The organism is Methyloceanibacter sp., from assembly GCF_050726195.1.
GTDB lineage: Bacteria > Pseudomonadota > Alphaproteobacteria > Rhizobiales > Methyloligellaceae > Methyloceanibacter.
Genome location: NZ_JBOHJC010000013.1, coordinates 1 through 22133, shown reverse-complemented (window position 1 = coordinate 22133; position 22133 = coordinate 1). Strand labels below are relative to the sequence as shown.

Genomic DNA, 22133 nt, shown 5'->3' with positions numbered 1-22133 from the left:
GCCTTGATTCGCGTAGGTGAAAAGGGCCGCAGGCGGGTCGAAAGAGGACCGGCTGTTGCTGATCCGCCACGGTCAGGAGCGGCGCTTGCCGAGGAGGCGGAGGCGGAGGGCATTGAGCTTGATGAAGCCCTCGGCGTCCTTCTGGTTGTAGGCGCCCAAATCGTCCTCGAAAGTGACGATCTTGTCCGAGTAGAGCGACTTGTTGCTCTTCCGCCCGATGACGATGACATTGCCTTTGTAGAGCTTGAGGGTGACTTCGCCCTCCACATGCTCCTGGCTCTTGTCGACCAGCGCTTGCAGCATCTCGCGCTCGGGCGAGAACCAGAAACCGTAATAGACAAGCTCGGCGTAGCGCGGCATCAGCTGATCTTTTAGATGCATCGCCTCGCGGTCGAGGGTGAGCGATTCCATGGCGCGGTGCGCCACGTGCAGGATGGTGCCGCCGGGCGTTTCGTAGACGCCGCGCGACTTCATGCCAACGAAGCGGTTCTCCACTAGGTCGACTCTGCCAATGCCGTTCTCCTTGCCGTAGGCATTGAGCTCGGTGAGGAGCTCGGCAGGGGACAGACGTGTGCCGTTGATCGAGACCGGATTCCCCTTCTCGAAGCCGATAGTGATCTCGACCGCCCTGTCAGGCGCTTCCTCGGGCGACAACGTGCGCTGATAGACGTAAGGCGGCGGCTCGGTGTTGGGATCCTCCAGCACCTTCCCTTCCGAAGAAGAGTGCAGCAGGTTGGCGTCGACCGAGAACGGCGCCTCGCCGCGCTTGTCCTTGGCCACCGGGATTTGGTGCTTCTCGGCGAACTCGATGAGGTCGCTCCGCGACGCGAACTTCCACTCGCGCCACGGCGCGATCACCTTGATGTCGGGGTTGAGCGCATAATAGGTGAGCTCGAAGCGCACCTGGTCGTTGCCCTTGCCGGTGGCGCCGTGAGCGACGGCGTCGGCGCCGGTCGCCTTGGCGATCTCGATCTGCCGCTTGGCGATCAGTGGCCGGGCGATCGAGGTGCCGAGCAGATAGACGCCCTCATAGAGCGCGTTCGCCCGAAACATGGGAAACACGAAGTCGCGCACGAACTCCTCGCGCAAATCCTCGACGAAGATCTCCTTGATGCCGAGCAGCTCGGCCTTCTTGCGCGCGGGCGCAAGCTCCTCGCCCTGGCCGAGGTCGGCGGTGAAGGTCACCACTTCGCAGCCGTAGGTCTCCTGGAGCCATTTGAGGATGATCGAGGTGTCGAGCCCGCCGGAATAGGCAAGCACCACCTTCTTGACGTCGGACATGGGAAAAGGCCTCGCGGGCCCCGCGGTAAAGGGTGGAACCGGCCGCGACTATAGGCACGCGATGCGCTTGTGCAAGTGCTGTCCGGTATGCCGCAACGTACCGCCGGCATGCGCGAGAGCCGTGCCAAGGCCGGCCAGGGCCGCTCCCGTGCCCTTGTGCAGGGCGACGGAGGTCCGCTCAACGGCCCGTTCGAGGCGCGCATCGTTGCGCCGGAGGGGATCGAGGAGGAGCCGGTAGAAGCCCATGACGATGGCGATGGTGATGAGGCCGGCGAAGACGATGTCGCTGACGAAGTGGCGCCCGAAGACGACACGCATGGCGCCGACCGAAGCCCCGAACACGACGGCGGCGCCCATCGCCACCGGCCGCACCTGCGGCGGCGCGAGCATCGCCGGGGCCACCGCCCAGAAGGCCTGCGAGGCTTCGCCGGAGACGAACGAGCAGTTGCGCGTGCATGCGCCGCTCGGCCGCCACCAGGGCTGGAAGTCCGCCGCGCCGGCAAATTGCTGCACGTGATTGGGGCGCGGCCGGCCCCAATTCTCATTGAGAAGCGCGTTACTAACCAGTCCAGGCCCGATCAAAAAGGAGCCAAGGAGATAGAGCGTGATCGACGGCGCAATCAGCATGCGCCTGGCTGGAAAGAAGAGCTTCAACAGCAGCGCGGCGATTGCCGGTGAAAGCAGCAACCAGGGGATCCAATTGGCGGCCTGACGGAGACTGTGCCAGCCGCTCTCCGTGGCGAGTGGGAAACGCGCCTGCTCGTGATCGAAGAAGAGCGCCGCCACCTGGAGGTCCAAGGAAGGACTTACAGCAAACACCGCCCCGAGCGAGACTCCTAGGGCCGCAATCGCAACGGACCAACGCCAAGCCACGGCTTCCCTCAGCTAGGCCCCCGCCCCCGAGTTCGCGTGCGGCATGCCACGCGTCGCGAGGACCATGCAGGCCGGCCTCAGCGGCCACAATCAGACAGGTGCGATAAGGGGTGTGGGGCGTGGAAAGCTGCCAGCTCGTCGTCGCGCCCTATGACACGTGTGAGCCGCCGCGCTCGGCGGCCGAGGCGAAGAGATCCTCGAAGAAGAACGCCGCCAGCGCCGCGCGCGACGCCAGGCCGGACTTGCCGTAGATCGCCGTGGCCTGCTGGCGCACGGTCGCTTCGCTTGAGTTGCGCAGCCGCGCGATCTCTTTGTGGGAGAGACCCTTCAGCATCAGAAGTGCGATGTCGGCCTCGCTGGCGGTCAGACGCCAAGCCTCGAACTGTTGCCGGATCGCGCGGTGAAGGCCGTCAATATGCACGCGCGCGGTCGCCCGCCAGCGGTCACCCTCGGCCCGGGCTTGGGAAAGATCGCCGATCAGGGTGGCGTGCTCGTGGCGCACCTCGCGCATTTCGAAGGAGACATAGGCGGTCGCAACCACGGCACCCGCCAAGAGCGCGATTTCGAAGAGATCGAAAAGGAGTTCTTCGATCGTGAAGTCTGGCCAGTTCTCGAGGGCCTCCAGCGCCACCAGAGAGAGGAATAGAGCGACCGCCAAGACCGAACAGACGATCATCCGCTTCATCGCGCCACGATCCCCTCCCTTTCGCGAGCCATAGTGAACTCGCGCGGGGCACATCTAAGGATTGAAATTTGGCTATAGGCAGGCGATGCGCTTGTGCAAGTGCTGTCCGGTGTGGCGCAAGGAGCCGCCGGCATGCGCCAGGGCCGCGCCGAGGCCGGCCAGGGCCGCTCCGGTGGCCTTGTGGAGGGCGACGGAGGTCCGCTCAACGGCCCGTTCGAGGCGCGCATCGTTGCGCCGGAGGGGATCGAGGAGGAGCCGGTAGAAGCCCATGACGATGGCGATGGTGATGAGGCCGGCGAAGACGATGTCGCTGACGAAGTGGCGCCCGAAGACGACACGCATGGCGCCGACCGAAGCCCCGAACACGACGGCGGCGCCCATCGCCACCGGCCGCACCTGCGGCGGCGCGAGCATCGCCGGGGCCACCGCCCAGAAGGCCTGCGAGGCTTCGCCGGAGACGAACGAGCAGTTGCGCGTGCATGCGCCGCTCGGCCGCCACCAGGGCTGGAAGTCCGCCGCGCCGGCAAATTGCTGCACGTGATTGGGGCGCGGCCGGCCCCAATTTTCCTTGAGCAGGAGATTGGACGTGAGTCCCGGGCCGACGACGAAGGAGGCGAGCAGGAAGACCACGACCGACGGGGCAATTAACATCGCCGACCCGGGATAGACAATCTTGCGCAGAAGCACGAACAGGGCAGGAGCAAGGAGCACGAACGGAATCCAGTTGGCAACGCGCCGGACGAGATTCCATTCATAGGTTATGGCGAGTGGAAACTTCGCCGCCCGGTCATCGAAGAACAGGCGCGCGACTTCGAGATCGATCAGAGGATACGCGGCAAACAAGATCCCTGAGATGAGACCAAGCGCGACAGATGCGAACAACCAGCCGCGAACCACAGCGCCCCCCGAACCCCATACCCAGGCCCGACGCTAGCGGCGACGCGCGACACTTCGGTGAGGTTGCAATGAAGTTTCAATGCCGGATCGGTGAAGGTTGTCCGACGTTCGGATGACGAATTTGATCTTCGTCGGTGCACAAACTGTGGACAGTGTCAGTCTGCGCTGCGCGCGAACTTTCGCCCGGGAACTTGTGCGGCGTCTGCGCGTTCTTGAATTCGCTCCGGCCGTCAAGGGAGTAGGGCCATGCCGTACCGCAGCAATCGAGAGCTGCCCGACAGCGTCAAGGACAACCTGCCGAACCATGCGCAGGATATCTACCGCGAAGCGTCCAACAGCGCGTGGGACGAGTACGAGGATCCGGCCGAACGCCGCGGCGACGACACGCGCGAGGAGGTCGCCCACAAGGTTGCGTGGGCGGCGGTGAAGCAGAAATACGAGAAGGACGCGGGACAGTGGCGGGCAAAGGATTAGAGCGAACGGGTGAGCGTCTGGACTCGCCTACGGCGCCTGCCGGTTTTGCCGTGCGGAAGCGGTCGCCGCGGCGAGGCGATCAGACCTGGCGGCAGACGGTCACGCACTTTGTGCCGGAGCCGTGGCTCGTGGCGCTGGCGCGCGACCGCATGGGACTGCCCGTCAAGCCCGGGCACCGGCCAGCAGCCAATAGATGAAGCCACCGGCGAATCCGGCAGCGACGAAAATCACCATGTATTCGCCGGAGGGAACCGGGGGCGTGCCCGCAGCCGGCGCGCCGGCGAGAAGCGGGATGGCGGCGACCGACGCACCGCCCGCGAGCACGTAATAAATCCACGACCGCACGCGCAGCACTTCGCCGACCACGACCGCGATCAGGCCGGGCAGCGCGGTCAGTGCCGGCGTCACGGTGCTGGCGAACAGAACGATGCCGAATACATTGGCGCCGCCGGCATGACCCAAGATTGGATCGTCGGGCGGCGCGGCGGCGCGAAGCTCGTCTCCCACCCACATCGAGCCCAACGCGAATAACACGGCGAGCGCGGCGAACGCAGCGATGCAGAAGGCCACGACGACCCACAGCACACGCACGATCGTCTTAAGGATCATGGCCGCGCCCCTGTTGCCCTTCCGCGTAGCCAGCAAACCACACCAGCCGCACTCTCATCCGGCGGAAACACCGGATAGAAGACGTGCTCGATCATGCCGTTCCTGATGATGAGCGTGAGCCGTTTGATGAGCCGCATCCCATCCACCTCAAAGGTTGGCAGTCGGAGTGCCGTGGCGAACGTGAGGTCCGCATCGCTCAGCACTTCGAAGGGCAAGTGCAGACGGGTAGCCATTTCGCGCTGATATTGGGTCGTCTGCGTACTCAAACCAAACACACGCGCGCCGAGCGCTTCAAGCTCCGCGGCATGGTCACGGAAGGCGCAAGCTTCCGGCGTGCAGCCACGCGCCCCGGGGATTGCATCCCAGCCGGCGGGCAAGGCCTCGCCCGGCCGGCCGGTGCGCGGGTAGCAGTAGAGGATAGTCCAGCCGCTTCCCAAGGCGCCGATATCGACGTCGCGGCCCGCGGTCGAAGCGAGCCGTATGTGCGGCATTTGCATGCCTGTGAGATGATCGCAGGCGCCGTCGTCCACGGGACAGGGCAGGTCTTCGGGGAGATCGAGCAGACTGCTCAAGCCGGCGCCGCGAGTCGCGCACCGGCGCGCTGCTTGATGCTCGCGCTCTTGAGCTGGCCACAGGCGGCCATGATGTCGCGCCCGCGCGGACTGCGCACCGGGCTTGCGTAGCCGGCCCTGTTCACCACCTCGGCGAATTTCTCGATCTGCTCCCAGTCGGAGCATTCATAGGGCGCGCCCGGCCATGGATTGAAGGGGATCAGGTTGATCTTGGCCGGGATCTTGGCGAGGAGCCGCACCAGCGCCTTGGCGTCGGCGACGGAGTCGTTGACGCCCTTCAGCATCACATACTCGAAGGTAATGCGCTTGGCGTTGGAGAGGCCGGGATAGGCGCGGCAGGCGTCGAGCAGCTGGTGAATCGGCCATTTCTTGTTGATGGGCACCAGCTGGTCGCGCAGCTCGTCGCGCACGGCATGGAGCGAGATGGCGAGCATGGTGCCGGCCTCCGCGCCCCAGCGGGGGATTTCCGGTACGACGCCCGAGGTCGAGAGCGTGATGCGGCGCTTTGAGATGGAGAGGCCTTCGCCATCGGCGGCGACGGCGCAGGCGTCGCGCACATTGTCGAAATTGTAGAGCGGCTCGCCCATGCCCATGAGCACCACGTTGGTGATTTTGCGCTCGGCAGAGGGCAGGCCCCGCGGGTCGGGCGGCGTGGCCCCTGGCCAATCGCCGATGCGGTCGCGGGCAAGGAGGATCTGGCCGACGATTTCGCCAGAGGTAAGGTTGCGCACGAGGCGCTGGGTGCCGGTGTGGCAGAAGGTGCAGGTGAGCGTGCAGCCGATTTGGCTCGAGACGCAGAGCGTGCCGCGATCCTCCTCGGGAATGTAGACCGTCTCGATCTCCTTGCCGTCGTCGAGGCGGAGCAGCCATTTGCGGGTGCCGTCGACGGATATTTGCTCGGTGACGATGGCGAGCCGCGCCAGGGTGAAGTTCGCGGCGAGTTCGGCGCGAAGCTCCTTGGCGACGTCGGTCATGGCGGCGAAATCGGTCGCCCCGCGCACATAGAGCCAGCTCCACAGCTGGCTGACACGCATGCGAAGCTGCCGCTCGGGCACGCCAAGCGCCGCGAGGCGTACGGCGAGCGCAAGGCGGCCGAGACCCACAAGTGACTCCCCGGCGGAGCTGTCAGGTGGAGGCGGTACGGCCTCTATGAGGGACGATAGGGTCATGACATCAATGGGCGGCTCCGGCAAAGCCTGGCAGCATCCCTCATATCATGTTGAGGCCTGAAAAGGCCAAGGCGGCTAATTTGGTGGCGTGGCGGCGGCGTCGCCGCACTCCTTGGCGATGCGGTCGAGCGCGTCGGAGATGCCGCTCAAGGAATAGGTGTCAGTCGTGCTGGTGCCGCGGGCCGACTTGCCTTGCACGCGCAGGGAGCTGCCGGCCCGCATCGCGGTGATCAGCCGTGCCTCGTCCTCGGTCTTCTCGACGAAGGCGCCTTCCTCCTTGGTGAACAATTCGAACTTGTCGTTGCCCACGGTGACCGTAGTCTTGGCACCGGCGGCGAATGGGTAGCCCATCTTCACGCTGATCTCGCCCGTGACCTTATCGGCGGGATAGTGGGAGATGTAGAAGTAGATCGGCCCGCGCCTGACGTTCTTGGGCGCCGATTCCGAGGGCTGGGAGACGATGAAGCAAACCTTGGGACTGCCGGTCGCCGTATAGGCGGACCAGCTGCCATATTTTTGCAGGAGTGAGACTTCCTGCGCGAATGCGGGCGTCGTGCTCAGCACCGCGATCACGCAAGCAGCTCGTACGGCTCGGCGCATCTCCCCGTCCCCGTGTCGTGAGCAAGCGTTAAGCATGAATGCCCCCAATCTTCACTGGATCAGGCCGTTAGGTCAACCCCGCCGCCTCCGGCGCTTGGGCGCCCCTTGGACATGGGGCGGGTGGGCGCCAGCCTTCGCCCCCTCGCTGACCGGGCGCTGCGCAAAGCGGCCGAGGGAGCGTAGGCGGTCATACATGACAATGGCCCCGGCTGTCGCCACGTTAAGCGAGAAGGCGGCGGGAATGCGAACCAGGTGCTGGCAGCGGGCGACAAGTTGCGGGCTTAACTGCCCGCGTTCAGGACCCAATATGTAGGCCGCGCGCAGGGGGTGCGGAAAGCTCGGCAGGTCCGCCGCCGCCTCGAGGATTTCCACGCCGACCAGGCTGCACCCTTTGGGCAGACGCATCTCCTCGAGGCTCGCCCAATGATAGAGCGGGAGATGGGTTTCGGCGCGGGAGGTGTCCGAGCGCATTTCGAGGGCGCGGCTGTCAGCCCCGATGGTGAATACGAAGCGTGCGCCGAACGCGTGAGCCGAGCGGAGCAAATTGCCCAAATTCACGGCCTTTGAGATGCCTTCGGTGCCGATGCCGAAGTACCCGCGGGTGTTGGGAGGTAGAGGTTTCACAATCTTTGTCTGCCACAATTGCGGTGCCGAACAAAATTGCGCTTGGGCGCCCGGTGAGCCCCTTCCAAGAGCAACCGTTTCCCGCAGCCTAGTGAGAAGGTTGCACTTCAAGAGCGACGGCGTCAAAAAACGGAGCCCTCAGGGCCCACCAGGATTCCAGCCCAGAGCCGGAGCCGCTGACCATGGGAGATTTCATGCGAGTTGCGCAATTCGCCGAGTTCGGCGGGCCCCGAGCTCTGCATATCGACCGCGTCCCCGATCCGAGCCCGGGCCCTGGCGATGTCCTCGTCAAGGTCACCGCGGTAGGCCTCAATTTCTTCGACACGTTGGTCCTGCGCAACAAGTACCAGATTACGCCGCCGCTGCCGTTCTCGCCGGGGGCAGAGATCGCCGGCACGATCGAGACGCTCGGGGAATGCGTCACCGACTTGCATGAAGGTCAACGCGTCGTGGCGTTTATCGGCGGCAATGGCTGCCGCGAGAAAATCGTTACCAAGGCGAAGAACCTCATCCCCATTCCCGACGGGGTCAGCGACGAGACGGCGGCCGGCGTCCCCGTCACCTACGGCACGGCCATCCACGCGCTGAAAGACCGGGCCAATCTCAAGCCGGGCGAGACGGTCGCGGTTCTCGGCGCGGCGGGCGGCGCGGGCATTGCCGCCGTCGAGGTGGCCCACAACATGGGAGCCCGCGTCATCGCCGTCGCCTCGTCGGACGAGAAGCTCGCGTTCGCAAGGCAACATGGCGCGAGCGAGCTCATCAACTATAAGGACCAGGACCTCAAGCGGCGGCTGAAGGAGCTGACGGTGCCGACCGGCGTGGATGTGCTTTACGACTGCGTGGGCGGTCCGCATTCGGAGCCGGCGTTGCGGTCGATGGCCTGGGAGGGGCGGTATCTCGTGCTCGGCTTTGCGTCGGGCGAGATCCCCCGCATTCCGCTCAATCTCGTGCTGCTCAAGGGCTGCGCGATCGTCGGCGTGTTCTGGACGTCGTTCGTGGAGCGCTCGCCCGAACAGCACCGCGCCAACACGGCCAAAGTGCTCGAATGGTGCAGGGAGGGAAAGATCGCGCCGCACATCCACGGGGTCTTCCCACTCGAAGAGACGGCGGAAGCGCTGTCGCAGATCGAAGGCCGGCAAGTCACCGGCAAAGTCATCGTCCACCCGCAAGCCTAGCGGAAGGTCAAGCCGACTTCGGCAGCTCCTTGTCGAGCGCGCGCGCAGCCGCTGCCCGGTGGGTCGGCGTGATGTGAGACGAGACCATGCCAACCACAGCCGTCAGCAGCGCCATGTCGTCGGCGAAGCCGAGGCCGAGGACGATGTCGGGGATGAGGTCGGCCGGCAGAATGAAATAGGCAAGCGCCGCGAGCAGCATACCGCGTACCCGCAGCGGCGTGGTAGGATCGAGCGCGCAGTAATAGGCGGCGACGAGGTCCTCGACGAACGGGACCTGCACAGCGAAGCGCTTCAGCTTGGCCCAGAAGTCGCGGCGCACTTTGCGCTCCCGCTCGGCAAACGCACGAAGCGAAATCTGCCGCCCGAGGGCCGCGTCCCGCAAGTTGCTCGCATCGTTAAAGGCGATCATTTCGTTCCACCTCGTGAAGGTCCTTTGGATCCCCCAAGCCGGTGAGAAACATAGGGTGACGCGGGGGGCCACGCAAGAAGCCGCGACAAAAGCGAGTGAGAGCTGTTTCGAAGTCGCCGGCGCTTCCCTATCTAACCCGCGTCCAACTTGCGCGCGGCCGCCAGCCCGTGCAAACAGCCCCATGACCAAACACCGGCTCCTCTTCGTCTGTCTCGGCAATATCTGCCGCTCGCCAATGGCCGAGGGCGCGTTCCGGCGCGTCGCCGAAGAGGAAGGCGTGCTCCATCTGTTCGAGATCGACTCGGCGGGGATGGGCGATTGGCACAAAGGCCAGGCGCCGGACCGGCGTGCGCAGGCTGCGGCGCGGAAGCGCGGCATCGACATTTCCGGCCAATCGGCGCGCAAGGTGGAGTCCGAGGACTTCGACGACTTCGACCTCGTGCTAGCGATGGATGGATCGAACATCGCCGATCTCATGGAGATCGCGCCGCACGGCGCGCGGCACAAGATCCGCCGCTTTCTCGACTACGCGCCGCACGTGGGCACGAGAGACGTGCCCGACCCGTACTATGGCGGGGCGGGCGGCTTCGACCATGCGCTCGATCTGATCGAGGAGGCCGCGCGCGGGCTCCTCGCCGATCTCACCAAGACGGGCAAGGCTTCGACGAAGAAGGGCGCCTAGTCCTCCAGGTCATAGGCGGCCTCGACGACGTAGGGACCTCCGCCCACCGAATTCCGCGACGAGTAGAGCACGAAGCGGCTCACGGTGAACGGCTCGGCATCGACGCCGCCCTGGCGCTCGAGATAAGCGGCCACGGCGTCGGGCCGGGCGCCGCGCAGCCGCGCCAAGGTGACGTGCGGCTTGAAGTTGCGGCCCTCGGGCGGCAGGCCCGCCTCGCGCGCGGCGCGTTCGTTGGCGCGCTGCAAGGTGTCGAGGGCCATGGACGGCACGATGCCGGCGAAGATGGCGCGGGGTTTTCGCCCGCCGAAACTGCCAAGGCCGTTCAGCCTGAGCTCGAAAGGGGGCACCTCGATCTGGCTCAAGGCCAGGGTGAAGTCGCGCGCGGTGGCGCCGTCGACGTCACCAATGAAGCGCAACGTCAGGTGATAGTTCTCGGGATCGATCCAGCGGGCGCCGGTCAGGCCTGCGCGAAGCACCGTGAGACGCTCGGCGATGCCGCGGGGAATTTCGATGGCGGAGAACAGCCGTGGCATGACGAAAGACTCACTTCTACATACAAGAATCAAGGGCACGGGTTGGGATAGTCAAGGTGGATTTGCTCGATGTCCTCAAGCACGTCGGCGCCGAGGACGAGGCCGGCGGCGTCGATGTCCGTCTCGAGCTGCTCCATAGTCGTGGCGCCGATGATGACGCTGGTGACGAACGGCCGCGACACGGCATAGGCAATCGCCATTTGTGCGGGATCGAGTTCGTGCTTCTTGGCGAGCGCCACATAGGTCGAGATGGCGCGCGGTCCATTGCCTTTCTCGTAGCGGCCGAGGCGGTCGAATAGGGTTTTGCGTGAGCCCGGGGGCAGCGCGCCACCCTCGTACTTGCCGGTGAGATAGCCCTGGCCAAGCGGCGAGTACGCCAGCAGACTGACCTGCTCCTGATAGGCAATCTCCGACAGCCCGACTTCGAAGGAGCGATTCACCAGGTTGAACGCGTTCTGGATCGACACGGGGCGGGGAAGGCCGTGCTGCTCGGCGAGCTTCAGGAACGTCATGAGGCCCCACGGCGTCTCGTTGGAGAGGCCGATGAAGCGAGCCTTGCCGTCGCGTACGAGCTTTCCCAAGGTCGACAGGATGTCGTGAATGGGATGCGTGGCGCCCGGCAGATGCACGTATTCGAGGCCCTCGAAGATGCGCAGGGGGCGGTCGGGCCAATGCAGCTGGTAGATATCGATGTAGTCGGTCTTGAGGCGCGCGAGGCTCTTGTCGACCGCTTCCATAATCTGCGCCGGACTCTGCCGCGACAACGAGCCGTCCTCGCGCAGCCAATCGATCTTGGTGCTGCGGCCGGCAACCTTGGTGGCGATCAGCACCTTGTCGCGATTCCTGCGCGCCGCGAGCCAGGTACCGATGATCGCCTCGGTGCGGCCTTGCGTCTTCGGCTTGGGCGGAATCGGATAGATCTCGGCGGCGTCGAACATGTTGATGCCGCGCGTCACCGCGTAGTCCATCTGGGCGTGGCCTTCGGCTTCCGTATTCTGCTCGCCGAAGGTCATAGTGCCGAGCGTAAGCGCGCTCACCTTCAGGCCCGTGCGCCCAAGCTCGCGGTATTCCATCGGTGATCCTCCTAACGATCCGGCAAGGTTAACAGCTCGTTGCTCAGGGTGCGCCCTATCCCTCTTGTTAAGGAGTGAAGCCTAAAGAGAGAAGGACCCGCGACCGGCCATCCGGGCGATGAGAACGGGCTTCGGGGCGGGATGGGAACCGGTCCATGCACGCGACGATGAGTGCCCAAAATGGTGCGGCGAAGACCGCGCCGGAACCCGCTGCGCGTCCAGAATTCGAAGCACCGCGGTTCCGCGAAACTTGGGTGCAGTGGCTGCGGCGCGTTGTGCTCGGCTCGATCTACGTCCTCATGCCGGAGCGCATCGGGTTGCTGCCGCGCATCTTGATGCTGAGCATCGCCTCCATGCTGGCGCCAGAGTCGGAGCGCAACCGGCTGCCGGAGCATCCGAGTTACTATAGCAAGCGCGGTTTGGTCGGCATCAGCGACGATCTTTCGGTTCCGGCGCTCGTGGCCAACTACAGCCGTGGTTTCTTTCCTGTGTGTCACCTCGGACCTATGAAGTGGTGGTGTCCGGAGGACCGTGCCGTTATCGACCCGGCCGAAACTCACGCGAGCAAGAATCTCCGCCGGCTCATCCGCCAGCACAGATTCACGGTCACTATGGACCATGACTTCGCCGGCGTGATGCAGGCTTGCGCCGCACCGCGTCCCGGCAAGGTGCCGCTCACGTGGATCACGCCGCGAGTCATGCGCGCTTATTGGGATGCCTACGAGGCCGGCTACGCGCACTCGGTCGAAGTGTGGGACGAGGCGGGACGGCTGGTGGGCGGGCTCTACGGCTTGGCGATCGGAAAGGTATTCTTCGGCGAGTCGCAGTTTTCCGCCGTGGAGCATGCCTCGAAGATTGCGCTCGTCGCGCTCCACCGGCATCTCGCTGCGTGGGGCTATCATTTGCGCGACGGCAAATGGATGACCCCGCATCTCGCGAGCTTCGGGTTCAAGCCCATGCCGCGTGACGCGTTTCAAGCCCTGGTGGCAGCTCATGTCGGTGAGCCCGGAAATGTGGGCCGTTGGGCCGTCGATCCTGCACTCGACCTTGCGGACGAGACCGTGAGTTCCGGGACGCTCAAGCCTGCGCCCCGAAAGGTTGCCTAAGGGCTCGCCATGGCTCGATCCATGACCCGATCAAGCGCGCACGGGAGCGCCTGGCTGGCGCCGCTCCTGTCTCGAGCGGGACGCCTGTTCACCACCCCGTCCCTGCTGTCGCTCGCCCGCGTGGCGGGTGCGCTCGCGGGCTTTGTTACGCAGGTCGTGCTGGCGCGGACGCTGCACGCATCGGCGCTCGGCGTGTTCTACTCGGTCACCAGCCTTGCCGCTGTGGTCGGACTGATGGCCGCCCACGGCTACCCCTCCATCGCGCCGCGCTTCATGTCGCGTTATCGCGAGCAGGGCAAAGAGGCGCTGATCGCCGCATTCGTGGCCCGCGCCCGGAAGGATGCCGCCGTCTTTGCCGCAGTCGCCACGGCGGGCGCGCTCGCCTTCGCCGTGCTGTGGCCCTCGCTCAGCCTCGAGGCGCGGTTCGCGCTCATCGCCGCGGCGCTGTCGATCCCGGCCAACGCCGCGCTCCGCCTCAACGGCTCGCTCGCCGCGGCGATCCGGCGCTTCGCCCTCGCCTATTTGCCTGATACGTGCATCAGGCCGTTTCTCCTATTCGGCGGCGTGCTTTTGCTCATCGCGCTCGGGGTCACGCTCACGGCGGGCAACGTGACCTGGTTGCTCACCGTCTTGTTCACCGGACTGGCGCTCGCTCAGTACCTGCTATTGCGCAAGGATTTGCCCAAGGGGGACGCGTCGAGGATCGAGGCGCCGCCCCGGTTGGTCAAAATTTGGCGGCGCGAGGCCAAGCCTTTGATCCTCGTCGCGTTGTTCACCTTCTTCTTCGCCGACGTCGCCATTCTCATGGTGACGCCGCTGATGACGAGCGCCGATACCGCCATCATCGGGCTCTGCCTCAAGCTCGCTCTGCTCGTAGGCTTTGCCGTGCAGGTCGCGCATCAGGTGGTGGTGCCGGACCTCGCCGATGCCCATGCGCGGAAGGAGCACGGCACCATTCGTGACGTCGTGCTGAAGGCGCTCGCCTTCCCGCTCGTCATCACCATCGCCGCCATCGTTGTGGTCGCGCTATGGGGCGAGACCTTGCTCGGCATTTTCGGCCCGGAGTTCACGGGCGCCAAGATGCCCCTCCTGATCCTGCTGTTCTGCCAGCTGGCACGCGCGGTGTTCGGGCCGAGTGTGCCGCTGCTCACGGTGATCGGGGCGCAGAGGGAGAATGCGGCGCTTGCCGTCGCGGCGATCGCCGTGCTTGCGGTCTGTAACCTCGCGCTGGTGCCGACCTATGGGGTGCTTGGGGCAGCAGTCGCGGTCGCCATCGCCACGCTCTTCTGGCTCGCGGCAAGCGCCGTCGTGCTCGCGCGCCTCAGCGGGCTCAGGACAGACGCCGTCTACCTCGTTGGCAGGTTAGTGGCGCCGCGTTCAGCCCCGGTCTAGGCGACGGGGTCGCCGACGACATCGACGGCGCCAGTTGGCGCGACCTCCTCCGCCACTTCTTCGGTGGCGAAGAAATAGGTAAAGATCAACCAAAGCACGAAGGCAGCGATGACAAGGATGGCGATGGCCTTGCCAAGTTTGCCGAATGACAGGGGCATTTGCTCGCGGCCTCAGCGTTGTGACGGAAGAGCACGAACCTAACCAAACGCCCGCGCCCAATCAATCGAATTGGCGGGGAGACTACTCCGAGGTCGCGGCGTCCGAAGGCGTCTCCTCCACGGGAGCCTGATCGGCAGAGGGCTCCTCCTCGGACGTTGGTGTCACCGGCCCTGGATTGGCCTGCATGGTCTCGTCAATCCAGTCCGAGAACGCCGCAACGCGGGAATAGACCCCGGGGAGCGAGCTGCCGCAGCCGCGCCCCCAACTCACGACGCCGACCTGAATGAAACCTTCGCCATCATTCGCGGGAACCACCAGCGGGCCGCCGCTATCTCCTTGGCAGGAATCCTTCCGCGTGCCCTCGACCATGGCGCAAATCTCCGTGTCGGCAATCTCGCCGCCACCGGCCGCCTGAAAGGCGGCGTCACAGGTCGCATTGTCGACCCAGTCGACCTCGACCTCGTGCAGCTTGCGCGGATAGTTCAGCCGGTCTTTGACACCGGCGGGTCCGATGGCGGCGAGCAGCTTATCCATGTCCTCATCGCTCGGGTCCCACATGGCGCCCCACCCGGTGACCACGACCTTGGCACCAGGCACAAGTAGGGTAGGCTCGGCGCCGGGCTCCACGAGAGGCACGGTCTTGGGATCGGCGATCGGGGCCGCGAGCTTGAGCAGCGCGATGTCCGCCTTGGAGGCGTCAGCGCACTTGGTGTCGCCCTCGCATGCGGCGTATTTCGGGTGAACGAAAATGCCAGAGACCTCGACCTTGGTGGTCTCGGCGCGGTCGTTGCTGCCGTAACCGATAACCACCTCGCTCGCCTCAATGAGCCGCTTGTTGTCGCTCCGGCCGGCATACATGCAATGGGCGGCCGTCAGGACCCATTGCGCATCGACGATCGAACCGCCGCAGCTTCCCTTCTCATCTTCCAAACTGTCGTAGAGGCGAACTTGGTAAGGATACTTCCCTTCGGGCGCCGGCGTGCCGCCGACGATCATCTCGGTGTCCTGTTCGGCAAGAGCGGCGGCGAGGGGTGACAGCACGCCCAGCGAGAGCAATCCGGCCAGAGCGAGCGTAGGAGTCGTTATTCGCATTGGGCTACTCGGACGTCATCGTCTCCGATTCCGACCCATCGTCCGAATCGTCAGGGTCCGCCTCGGCGGCCGGCTGCTCGGAAGGCTCGTCAGTCGAGGACTCTTCGGCCGATGGTGCCTCGACCGCCGAAGCGGCGTTGGCAGCCATGGTATCCTCGATCCAATCGGCGAACGACGCCACGCGCGCGAACACGTTGGGATTGCCGGCGCGGCCGCAGCGGTCGCCCCAACTCACCACGCCGATCTGGACGTAGCGCTTGGGATCCTTGGCAAGAACGACGAGCGGTCCGCCCGAGTCGCCATAGCAGGAGTTCGCCGCAGAGCGCGGTTTCATGGCGCAAATCTCGCTGTCAGCGATATTGAGCTGCTGCGGCTCGTACACCGACCGGCATTCCCCGCGATCCATGACGTGGATGTCGGTGTAATAGAGCTTCTCGGGGTAGTTCAGCTTCTCGGAAATGTCATCCTGCGGGTTGAGCTTGGACAGAAGCTCCACGACCTCCTTGTCGTCGGGGTCCCAGATCGAGCCCCAACCGGTCACGGTGACCTTGACACCGCGCGTGACGAGCTTCGCCTCGGTGTCGTCGTTGGCGTATTCGACCGGCTTGGCGCTGGGGATCGCTTCCTTGAGCTTGATCAGGGCGACGTCGCCGCCGCCGGGAAGCCCGTGTTCCAGATATAAGGGATGAACGACGATCTTCTCAGCCTCGATCTTGGTCGTCTCGGTGCGGTCGACGCTGCCATAGCCGACAAATACGGTTTCGGTGGCCTTCTGCGCGCCCGCCGTCTCCTTGCCGGAAACGACGCAATGGCCGGCGGTCAGGATCCATTGCGGGTCGATGATCGAGCCGCCGCAGTGGCCCTTCTTGTCCTCCATCGAATCATAGAGGCGCACTTGGTAGGGAAACTTGCCGGCGGGAGCGGGCTTGCCGCCGACGATCATCTCCGTGTCTTCCTCGGCGAGGCCGACGCCCGGCGTCGACGCCGCAGCGAGCACCGTCAATGAACCGGCGAGAATGAATGCGAGACGTATCATGGCGGGAGGCCTTATTGGGATGACATGGTTGCGGGCGCACCCGCGTTCACTGCTTCACCGATCCAGTCGGAAAAGGACGATACGCGGGTATAGACTCCGGGGAACAGCGGGTTGCCGCATTGCGGGCCCCAGCTCACGATACCGACCTGCACATAGCCGCTCGGTGCATCTGAGGGCACGACCAGGGGGCCGCCCGAGTCGCCATAGCAGGAGTCCTTGCCGCCGCGCGGACCAGTGGCGCAAATCTCCGTGTCGCCGATCGTAAACCCCGACTGTTGCAGCGATTCGTACACCGCCTTGCATTCGTCCGGATCGATCACCTCGATATCCACCTCGTGCAGCCGGCGAGGCGCTTGCAGTTCCTCGTCGTCGAGAAGCCGCCGCTCGGACAGAGTGCGCCTGCCAGCCATCATGGCGTTGTTAAATATCTGGAAATCCCAAATCGCGCCCCAGCCGGTGACGGTCGCCTTCACACCGGGCTTGAGTGCGTCTTGCGACGATGCGGTGTCGACCAAGGGAATGACGGGAGCGTTGTCGATCGGCTGGGCGAGCTTGACCAGCGCAATATCGGCCTTATGGCCATCGAGATAAGCGGGGTGCACGATAATCTTCTCGCTCTCGACTTTCTTCGTCTTGGTGCGGTCGACATCGCCGTAGCCGACGACGACCTTCTCCGTATCGACAAGGCAATGCGCCGCGGTCAGCACCCATTGCGGCGCGATGACGGAGCCGCCGCAAAAGCCAATATCGTCGTCCATGGACTCGTAAAGCCGCACCTGCCAGGGGTACTTCCCTTGCGCCGCAGGCTGGCCGCCAACGATCATTTCGGTGTCGGTCTCGCCGAGCGCCGGCGCATTGAGGCCACACAAGAGGCCGGCGCCTAAGAGAAGGTTTGCCACAAGCACTTGGACTCGCGTCATTCTGTTTTCTCCGGATGTTTTTGGTTGTTGTGTGAGCTTCTATCGAGGCGCTAGGTTTATTTGGCGCCATTTTAACTATGCTCAACAACGCTGTACATTAAACTTTAGTGAGGTTGAGAGTGCAGTGCTGCCTCTCGCGCCTCCTCGCAAGATGTTGATCGGGGCCTATGGGATGACCATTGAACCGCAGGACGCGCTGGCGGCGCTCGACGCCATCGAGGAGGACATCGATCTCCGGCGCGGCGACCCGGACGTTCTGCCGCCGCGCCTCGCCACCATTCTTCTCAGCCTGCAGGCCAATTCGGTCCACCGCCCACGGGCGCACCGCCTGCTCGGCGTCGCGCATAACCGGCTCAAGCTCTATCGCGACGCGCTGCGCGAGTTGCGCGAGGCGAAGACGCTCGCTGAGGCCGCCTCGCCGCCGAACTACGGCGAACTTGCCAAGATCGGACGGGAGACAGCGGTCATCTATGCGTGGCGCGGCGACGCTCGTCGCGCTGCAGCCGAGCTTCTGCCGGCGCTTGCGTTCGCCTCGCTCGAAGGCGACGCCAAGGAGGTTGCCAAGATCATCGCCGAGTTCGGGCGCATCGAACTCGAGGCGCAGCGTTTCGACAACGTCGCCAGGCTATTCCGCCAGCTTGTGTCGAAAGACGCCAAACTGAAGCTGCCACCGCGCGAGGCTCACCGCATCCGCATCAATCTTTGCCAGGCGCTCAACCGACTCGGTGCGCACGAAGAGGTGCTGCAGCATATCGCAGGTCTGCGCAAAGAACTCCCGGCGGACGATGAACGCCTGCACATTCTCACACGGCTCGAAGAGGCACGGGCCCATGGTGGCCGTGGCCGCTTCGACGATGCCGAGCGGGTCCTGCTGGAGGCCGAGGCGGTGCTCCCCGAAAAGGAGAGCGCTTACGAGCGCTCGGAGTTCCTGCGGGCCGTGACCGAGCTGCAGCAAATGCAAGGTGGCCCCCCGGCGGTGGAAAGCCTGCGGCTCCTGGTCGGGGAATACGCCGAGCAGGAGCTCATGGTGCAGGAGGCTGTGGCGCGACGGGCTCTTGCCGACGCTCTGTTCAAACTGGGCGACAAGGAGCAGGCCCGCGACGTGCTGGCGCAAGGACTACGCGGCGCGCTCCGTCACAACAATGAGGAAGTCGCCGACGACATCCGCGCCGACATGCTGAAGAGCGCCGACGCCGATCAGTTGGAAGAGCTGGCCGAAGCTATCGACCTGATCGGCGGGCCTGCCGGTGACGAGCGGCGCTTCATCCGCATCGGCCGGCTCGGAAAGGGCGGCGCCGGCGAGGTGCACCGCGCCATCGACCTCAACGACGGTCGGCACGTCGCACTCAAGAAGATCGATCTCCGCGGGCTTGGCGAGAGCCAGCGCCACGCCATGGTCAACACGATCAAGACGGAATATGCAGCGGCGGGGAAGCTCGACGATCCGCGCTTCGCCCGGGTGCTCGACCTGCGTATGTCGCCGGGCGGTTCACTCTATGTGGTGCAGCGCTTCGTGGAAGGACCAACTTTGCGCGAGCTCTATACCTCTCACGCACGCCCCGACCGGTTGCTCGACCTGCTCGCCGGCATCGCCGACGCCCTGGTCGAACTGCACCGCCGCAACATCGTGCACCGCGATCTCAAGCCCGAGAACGTCATCGTTGCGCGGGACGGAGGCGGCGAGCGGCCAGTGATCATCGATCTCGGCATCGCCTTCGTCGCCGGCCGCGCGGACGAGCTCAAGCATTTCGGCACGCCGCCTTACGTCGCGCCCGAGCAGGTCGCCGGCAGGCCGGTGGATGCGAGGGCCGACGTCTATGCGCTCGGGCAGATGATCGCCGAGATCTGGGGCGGCAATGTTCCGGCGCGCTTCACCCTCAGGACGTGGCGTCGGGGGGAGGAGGCACGATCGATGCCGCGGCCGATCCGAAAGATCGTGCGCGGGATGCTGCGCGCCGATCCGGGACGGCGCACAAGCGACCTTACGCGGGTCGCCGAAGCGCTCAGAACCCAGCGCCGGCAGATGGTCCAGGCGTAGCGTCCCACGCATAGGTGTGCAGCTGGAAGCGCGCGGGCTCGGTCAGGAAGCCCCATACCACGACCTCGAGCGTCGTCGGCTCGGTCACGGTCACCCATGCGGTCGGCGCAGGCTCGGGCTCGGTCGTCTTCCTGGGGTCCTTGGCATCACGCACATATTCCTTTGTGCCTTTCTTCTTGACGTTGATGCCAAGGGGGATGCCGCTCTTGGTGTCGGCGATGAACCCATAAACGAGGCCAGGCGAGGCCTCGATGGTGTAGGTCTTGGTCACCAGTTTGGGAGTGTCCGTGCTGCCGGGCTTAAGAGTCTCGCTATCCAGCGCGGTCTCCTTGCCCTCCGAGACCCCATAGCGGTCCTTGGCGTCCTTCCTGAAGGTCTCCAGGGCCACATCGAAATAGCCGTCGAACTGCTCGGCGACCTCGTCCCAATAGGCCTCTTCCTCTGTGAGCGCGCTATCCGCGTCGCCGTCAGCAAGGCTCGTCAGTAGATCGGCCCGCTGGGCAAAGTTGATGAGCGCCGCGTTGGGGACACGCACTTTGGCGCCCAGGGACTCCGTTTTGTCCTTGAACACCGTGGTGTTGCCACCGTTGACGATGCCGATGACCTTGCCGCTCGGGTCGATCAAGGGGCTGCCGCTCGCGCCCCCGGTCACGGGCACCGAATGCTGGATGAGCAGACGATGCTCGGGCTCGGCGCGGATCATGAATACATCAGTCAACGCGCTGATATAGCCGAAGCGCAGCTTGCCTGGCGCCTTGGATGCCGTCTGGTCGCCAGCGAGGCCTTCCACGGGGAAGCCGAATGAGGCGACCGGCGTACCGGGCGCGAGTTGCTCCAGCTCCTCTTGTGAGGCGAACTCCAGCAAGGCGCGAAACTCGATCTTGGGATCGACCTCGATGATGCCGACGTCATATTCGTTGACGAGATCGAGCGCGACGAATTCATCCCACTGGATGGTTCCCTGGGTCCTCTTGTAGTTCTCGAAGGCGGTATAGCCGGGATGCGAGACGACGCCCTCGATGTCGACTTTGTCGCCGTTCGGGGTGACGAGGAAGTACTCGCTCTCATAGCCTTTTTTGATGGCTTCGGTGACATGGGCGTTGGTGGCGAGCTTGCCGGGGGCAAAGGCGAAGGCCGTGCCGGCCGCCTCGTCGACGTTGCCGTGCTTCTTGGCGACGAGATAGACCGCCGCCTCGAGGGTCTTGAGGACTGCCGGCGAGAATTCCGTTTTGGCAATTTCGCTCGCTTCAGCGCGGGCGGCTTCGATCTGATGGCCGAGCGTCGAGTGCAGATAGGTCGTGTAGGCGAAGAACCCGACAAGGACGGCAGCAAAAGCGCCGCCTGCATAAGTGCCATAGCGCAGGAGCCGGCTGTAGCCGGTCGTCATCTCGCTTTGGTCGCCCGTGATCAACAGACCTTTGGCAGACGGCGCACCGATCTCGACCTTGAAGGCGGGGCCGTCCTTGCGGCCGAGCCTAAAGGTGCTGCCCGACTTGACGGGCATGCCGTTCTCGGCGGGGATGCCGTTGATCTCCACATAGCGCGTGCCGAACAGCTCGACCGCGTAGTCGCCTGACTTCGTGCGGCGGAGCTCGAAGTGCAGCCTGCCGACCACGTCGTATTGCGGCGGGTAGACGACCCGCGCCGCCTCGCGGTCGCGGCCGAATACGACGCTCGGTACGTCGTCGCCGAAGGTTTGTTCCGTGCCTTTGAGAGGGCCTTCGAGATGGGTGATGGTGATGGTCATGGCAGTTTCACGTTCTGCGGTTCTTGGCGGGTTCAACGGTGAAGATTGGCAGCGACGGGCGGCTGCGGATCGTCTGGCGCTCGCCGTCCTCGGCGGAGGGCGCCACTTCGGCGCGACCCACGGGGACGAGGACGACGCCCGCGCCTTGATCGAACTTCGTCTGTGCGGCATAGGCCTCGGTCGCCAGCACGCTGTCCACCGGCAGGCCCGGCAAATCGTCGGCGGATTGCAGACGGGCGATCAGCTTCTTGTCCGGCTTGAGATTGGTGCCGAGCACGAGGCCGAAATCGCAGATCACCCGTAACGGGTGCTTGGCCTTGCGCGCGGCGTCGACCGCGGCGAGGCCGATCTCCAGCGCCTGCGACGTGGTCTCGGCGATCAGGCAACAGCCGCGCCGGCCATCGCGGTGGGTGCGCTCGATGCGGTCCAAACCTTTGCCAATCCTTTTAAATAGCTTGTCGAGTGCGGCATCGGCGCCCTTCGCCTCGGGCGCGCCATCCCACAGAAATATGGCGGGCCGGAAGGCGGTCTCGCCGCGCGCGCGTGTGGGGCGCGGCGGACGCTTGTGCTCATAGGGGATCAGGTCGAAGGGCCGGCCGTGGCTCCGCCAATCGGCGACGACGCGATTCGTGCCGGCGAGCGTGTCCGGCTCGGTGGCGTCGGACACGACGATGAGCCCGCAGGCCGTCTGAAGCATCGCGGCACGCTGCAGTGCGCAGCCGGCCGCATAGCGGAACCCATAGAAGAAATAGCCGTCGAGATCGCGTTCGACCGGGCCCTGCGGGTCCATGATGGTTAGCGTGCACGCGCCATGGGAGCCTTCGAGAATGGCGCGGAAACGCTTCTCCCACTTGCCTGGCTCGCCCGGCGGGTCGCCGATCCTCACCGATGACTCGATGAAACGTTCGGTATTGAACGGCAGCACCGCCTCGAAGTCCGCGCCCATCTTGAGGGCCGTCTCCGCGAGAATGATGTCGGTCCCGCAGG

At 65.0% G+C, this 22133-nt stretch carries 24 protein-coding genes; 6 read left to right on the top strand and 18 right to left on the bottom strand.

Going from position 1 to position 22133, the window contains the following annotated elements; all coding sequences use genetic code 11:
* Positions 1-72: 72 nt before the first annotated feature.
* From ACRECX_RS10340 to ACRECX_RS10325, 4 genes are all read right to left on the bottom strand, one after another.
* Positions 73-1281, bottom strand: a complete 1209-nt coding sequence (locus ACRECX_RS10340; RefSeq protein WP_431558755.1) for an argininosuccinate synthase — start codon at positions 1279-1281, stop codon at positions 73-75.
* A gap of 48 nt (positions 1282-1329) precedes the next feature.
* Positions 1330-2100: a phosphatase PAP2 family protein gene (locus tag ACRECX_RS10335; protein WP_431558754.1), complete on the bottom strand. Its 771-nt coding sequence runs from the start codon at positions 2098-2100 to the stop codon at positions 1330-1332.
* 202 nt (positions 2101-2302) lie between these two features.
* Positions 2303-2839, bottom strand: a complete 537-nt coding sequence (locus ACRECX_RS10330; protein ID WP_431558753.1) for a response regulator transcription factor — start codon at positions 2837-2839, stop codon at positions 2303-2305.
* A 72-nt stretch (positions 2840-2911) separates the two neighbouring features.
* The gene (locus ACRECX_RS10325; RefSeq protein WP_431558752.1) at positions 2912-3721 is read right to left on the bottom strand and encodes a phosphatase PAP2 family protein; all 810 of its coding nucleotides are present in this window, start codon (positions 3719-3721) and stop codon (positions 2912-2914) included.
* 261 nt (positions 3722-3982) lie between these two features.
* Between ACRECX_RS10325 and ACRECX_RS10320 the strand changes: the two genes are divergently transcribed.
* Positions 3983-4210, top strand: a complete 228-nt coding sequence (locus ACRECX_RS10320; protein WP_431558751.1) for a ChaB family protein — start codon at positions 3983-3985, stop codon at positions 4208-4210.
* Positions 4211-4372: 162 nt separating this feature from the next.
* On the opposite strand, the gene ACRECX_RS10315 is transcribed toward ACRECX_RS10320, so the two are convergent.
* The 5 genes from ACRECX_RS10315 to ACRECX_RS10295 form a co-directional block, all read right to left on the bottom strand.
* Positions 4373-4819 (bottom strand): hypothetical protein, encoded by a 447-nt coding sequence (locus ACRECX_RS10315; protein ID WP_431558750.1) that lies wholly within the window; start codon positions 4817-4819, stop codon positions 4373-4375.
* Positions 4816-5391 carry a peroxiredoxin gene (locus ACRECX_RS10310; protein ID WP_431558749.1) on the bottom strand — a complete coding sequence of 192 codons (576 nt, stop codon included), beginning with the start codon at positions 5389-5391 and terminating at the stop codon, positions 4816-4818. The genes ACRECX_RS10315 and ACRECX_RS10310 overlap by 4 nt, the downstream gene beginning before the upstream one ends.
* Positions 5388-6560 (bottom strand): 23S rRNA (adenine(2503)-C(2))-methyltransferase RlmN, encoded by a 1173-nt coding sequence (gene rlmN, locus ACRECX_RS10305; RefSeq protein WP_431558748.1) that lies wholly within the window; start codon positions 6558-6560, stop codon positions 5388-5390. The genes ACRECX_RS10310 and rlmN overlap by 4 nt, the downstream gene beginning before the upstream one ends.
* A gap of 75 nt (positions 6561-6635) precedes the next feature.
* Positions 6636-7133, bottom strand: coding sequence for an invasion associated locus B family protein (locus tag ACRECX_RS10300; protein WP_431558747.1), 498 nt, complete (start codon positions 7131-7133; stop codon positions 6636-6638).
* A gap of 99 nt (positions 7134-7232) precedes the next feature.
* Positions 7233-7784, bottom strand: coding sequence for an RNA methyltransferase (locus ACRECX_RS10295; RefSeq protein ID WP_431558746.1), 552 nt, complete (start codon positions 7782-7784; stop codon positions 7233-7235).
* A gap of 194 nt (positions 7785-7978) precedes the next feature.
* Here ACRECX_RS10295 and ACRECX_RS10290 point away from each other — a divergent pair, with 194 nt between their 5' ends.
* A complete protein-coding gene (locus ACRECX_RS10290) occupies positions 7979-8959 on the top strand; it encodes an NADPH:quinone oxidoreductase family protein (RefSeq protein WP_431558745.1) in 981 nt (326 codons plus the stop codon).
* Between the two features lie 7 nt (positions 8960-8966).
* Here ACRECX_RS10290 and ACRECX_RS10285 read toward each other — a convergent pair whose 3' ends face one another.
* Entirely contained in the window at positions 8967-9368 is a 402-nt protein-coding gene (locus ACRECX_RS10285; RefSeq protein WP_431558744.1) for a YkvA family protein, read from the bottom strand.
* Positions 9369-9549: 181 nt separating this feature from the next.
* Between ACRECX_RS10285 and ACRECX_RS10280 the strand changes: the two genes are divergently transcribed.
* Positions 9550-10050, top strand: a complete 501-nt coding sequence (locus ACRECX_RS10280) for a low molecular weight protein-tyrosine-phosphatase (RefSeq protein WP_431558743.1) — start codon at positions 9550-9552, stop codon at positions 10048-10050.
* On the opposite strand, the gene thpR is transcribed toward ACRECX_RS10280, so the two are convergent.
* A complete protein-coding gene (gene thpR / locus ACRECX_RS10275; RefSeq protein WP_431558742.1) occupies positions 10047-10583 on the bottom strand; it encodes an RNA 2',3'-cyclic phosphodiesterase in 537 nt (178 codons plus the stop codon). The two genes, ACRECX_RS10280 and thpR, sit on opposite strands and share 4 nt — an antisense overlap.
* A gap of 29 nt (positions 10584-10612) precedes the next feature.
* Complete coding sequence (locus ACRECX_RS10270) at positions 10613-11656, bottom strand: NADP(H)-dependent aldo-keto reductase (RefSeq protein WP_431558741.1); 1044 nt, start codon at positions 11654-11656, stop codon at positions 10613-10615.
* A gap of 254 nt (positions 11657-11910) precedes the next feature.
* On the opposite strand from ACRECX_RS10270, the gene aat reads away from it, so the two are divergent.
* Both aat and ACRECX_RS10260 read left to right on the top strand, forming a co-directional pair.
* Entirely contained in the window at positions 11911-12762 is an 852-nt protein-coding gene (gene aat, locus ACRECX_RS10265) for a leucyl/phenylalanyl-tRNA--protein transferase (protein ID WP_431558740.1), read from the top strand.
* A 21-nt stretch (positions 12763-12783) separates the two neighbouring features.
* Complete coding sequence (locus ACRECX_RS10260; RefSeq protein ID WP_431558739.1) at positions 12784-14154, top strand: polysaccharide biosynthesis C-terminal domain-containing protein; 1371 nt, start codon at positions 12784-12786, stop codon at positions 14152-14154.
* On the opposite strand, the gene ACRECX_RS10255 is transcribed toward ACRECX_RS10260, so the two are convergent.
* The 4 genes from ACRECX_RS10255 to ACRECX_RS10240 form a co-directional block, all read right to left on the bottom strand.
* A complete protein-coding gene (locus ACRECX_RS10255; RefSeq protein WP_431558738.1) occupies positions 14151-14312 on the bottom strand; it encodes a hypothetical protein in 162 nt (53 codons plus the stop codon). The two genes, ACRECX_RS10260 and ACRECX_RS10255, sit on opposite strands and share 4 nt — an antisense overlap.
* A gap of 82 nt (positions 14313-14394) precedes the next feature.
* The gene (locus tag ACRECX_RS10250; protein WP_431558737.1) at positions 14395-15405 is read right to left on the bottom strand and encodes a S1 family peptidase; all 1011 of its coding nucleotides are present in this window, start codon (positions 15403-15405) and stop codon (positions 14395-14397) included.
* A 4-nt stretch (positions 15406-15409) separates the two neighbouring features.
* Positions 15410-16441 carry a S1 family peptidase gene (locus ACRECX_RS10245; protein WP_431558736.1) on the bottom strand — a complete coding sequence of 344 codons (1032 nt, stop codon included), beginning with the start codon at positions 16439-16441 and terminating at the stop codon, positions 15410-15412.
* 11 nt (positions 16442-16452) lie between these two features.
* Entirely contained in the window at positions 16453-17361 is a 909-nt protein-coding gene (locus ACRECX_RS10240; protein ID WP_431558735.1) for a serine protease, read from the bottom strand.
* A 172-nt stretch (positions 17362-17533) separates the two neighbouring features.
* Here ACRECX_RS10240 and ACRECX_RS10235 point away from each other — a divergent pair, with 172 nt between their 5' ends.
* Complete coding sequence (locus tag ACRECX_RS10235; protein WP_431558734.1) at positions 17534-19399, top strand: protein kinase domain-containing protein; 1866 nt, start codon at positions 17534-17536, stop codon at positions 19397-19399.
* Here ACRECX_RS10235 and ACRECX_RS10230 read toward each other — a convergent pair.
* Together ACRECX_RS10230 and ACRECX_RS10225 are read right to left on the bottom strand one after the other, a co-directional pair.
* On the bottom strand, positions 19365-21146 hold the full coding sequence (locus ACRECX_RS10230; protein ID WP_431558733.1) for a trypsin-like peptidase domain-containing protein: 1782 nt from the start codon (positions 21144-21146) through the stop codon (positions 19365-19367). The two genes, ACRECX_RS10235 and ACRECX_RS10230, sit on opposite strands and share 35 nt — an antisense overlap.
* Before the next feature lie 7 nt (positions 21147-21153).
* On the bottom strand, positions 21154-22133 hold a 980-nt coding region (locus tag ACRECX_RS10225), incomplete at its 5' end, for a hypothetical protein (RefSeq protein ID WP_431558732.1).

Excerpts from the sequence above, each read along its gene's own strand:
- ACRECX_RS10340 (WP_431558755.1), bottom strand. The coding sequence starts at position 1,281 with ATGTCCGACGTCAAGAAGGTGGTGCTTGCCTATTCCGGCGGGCTCGAC.
- ACRECX_RS10330 (WP_431558753.1), bottom strand. The coding sequence starts at position 2,839 with ATGAAGCGGATGATCGTCTGTTCGGTCTTGGCGGTCGCTCTATTCCTC.
- ACRECX_RS10320 (WP_431558751.1), top strand. The coding sequence starts at position 3,983 with ATGCCGTACCGCAGCAATCGAGAGCTGCCCGACAGCGTCAAGGACAAC.
- ACRECX_RS10315 (WP_431558750.1), bottom strand. The coding sequence starts at position 4,819 with ATGATCCTTAAGACGATCGTGCGTGTGCTGTGGGTCGTCGTGGCCTTC.
- rlmN (WP_431558748.1), bottom strand. The coding sequence starts at position 6,560 with ATGACCCTATCGTCCCTCATAGAGGCCGTACCGCCTCCACCTGACAGC.
- ACRECX_RS10290 (WP_431558745.1), top strand. The coding sequence starts at position 7,979 with ATGCGAGTTGCGCAATTCGCCGAGTTCGGCGGGCCCCGAGCTCTGCAT.
- ACRECX_RS10285 (WP_431558744.1), bottom strand. The coding sequence starts at position 9,368 with ATGATCGCCTTTAACGATGCGAGCAACTTGCGGGACGCGGCCCTCGGG.
- ACRECX_RS10280 (WP_431558743.1), top strand. The coding sequence starts at position 9,550 with ATGACCAAACACCGGCTCCTCTTCGTCTGTCTCGGCAATATCTGCCGC.
- thpR (WP_431558742.1), bottom strand. The coding sequence starts at position 10,583 with ATGCCACGGCTGTTCTCCGCCATCGAAATTCCCCGCGGCATCGCCGAG.
- ACRECX_RS10270 (WP_431558741.1), bottom strand. The coding sequence starts at position 11,656 with ATGGAATACCGCGAGCTTGGGCGCACGGGCCTGAAGGTGAGCGCGCTT.
- ACRECX_RS10260 (WP_431558739.1), top strand. The coding sequence starts at position 12,784 with ATGACCCGATCAAGCGCGCACGGGAGCGCCTGGCTGGCGCCGCTCCTG.
- ACRECX_RS10255 (WP_431558738.1), bottom strand. The coding sequence starts at position 14,312 with ATGCCCCTGTCATTCGGCAAACTTGGCAAGGCCATCGCCATCCTTGTC.
- ACRECX_RS10250 (WP_431558737.1), bottom strand. The coding sequence starts at position 15,405 with ATGCGAATAACGACTCCTACGCTCGCTCTGGCCGGATTGCTCTCGCTG.
- ACRECX_RS10245 (WP_431558736.1), bottom strand. The coding sequence starts at position 16,441 with ATGATACGTCTCGCATTCATTCTCGCCGGTTCATTGACGGTGCTCGCT.
- ACRECX_RS10240 (WP_431558735.1), bottom strand. The coding sequence starts at position 17,361 with ATGACGCGAGTCCAAGTGCTTGTGGCAAACCTTCTCTTAGGCGCCGGC.
- ACRECX_RS10235 (WP_431558734.1), top strand. The coding sequence starts at position 17,534 with ATGACCATTGAACCGCAGGACGCGCTGGCGGCGCTCGACGCCATCGAG.
- ACRECX_RS10230 (WP_431558733.1), bottom strand. The coding sequence starts at position 21,146 with ATGACCATCACCATCACCCATCTCGAAGGCCCTCTCAAAGGCACGGAA.